Raw genomic sequence first — 544 nt, forward strand, 5'->3', positions numbered from 1 at the left:
GGGCTGAACGACACGGTGCGCGGCATTCTCGATCCGCTGATTGAAATCTATCGCCCGGTGCCGCCGCTGGCCTATCTGCCGCTGATGGTGATTTGGTTCGGCATCGGCGAAACCTCAAAGATCTTACTGATTTATCTGGCGATCTTCGCGCCGGTGACGCTGTCTGCCGTGGCCGGCGTGCGCAGCGTGGCGCAGGTGAGGGTGCGTGCCGCCCGGGCGTTGGGCGCCACGCGTTGGCAGGTGCTGCGTTTCGTGGTGCTGCCGAGCGCGCTGCCGGAGATCCTGACCGGCATCCGCATCGGGCTGGGCGTCGGCTGGTCGACGCTGGTGGCCGCCGAACTGATCGCCGCCACGCGCGGCCTGGGATTTATGGTGCAATCCGCCGGTGAGTTTCTGGCGACCGACGTGGTGTTGGCTGGCATCGGCGTGATTGCGGTGATTGCATTTGGGCTGGAGCTGGGGCTGCGTGCCCTGCAGCGCCGATTGACCCCGTGGCATGGAGTACAGCAATGAACGAACGTCTGAATATCACCCCGCTGGGGCC

At 65.3% G+C, this 544-nt stretch carries 1 protein-coding gene; it reads left to right on the forward strand.

Annotation, left to right across the window (positions count from 1 at the left end):
• On the forward strand, window positions 1-513 hold a 513-nt coding region (tauC, locus tag KHA85_RS20095), incomplete at its 5' end, for a taurine ABC transporter permease TauC (RefSeq protein WP_213186641.1).
• Window positions 514-544 lie beyond the last annotated feature (31 nt).

This window comes from Dietzia massiliensis (genome assembly GCF_018390595.1).
Lineage (GTDB): Bacteria > Actinomycetota > Actinomycetes > Mycobacteriales > Mycobacteriaceae > Dietzia > Dietzia massiliensis.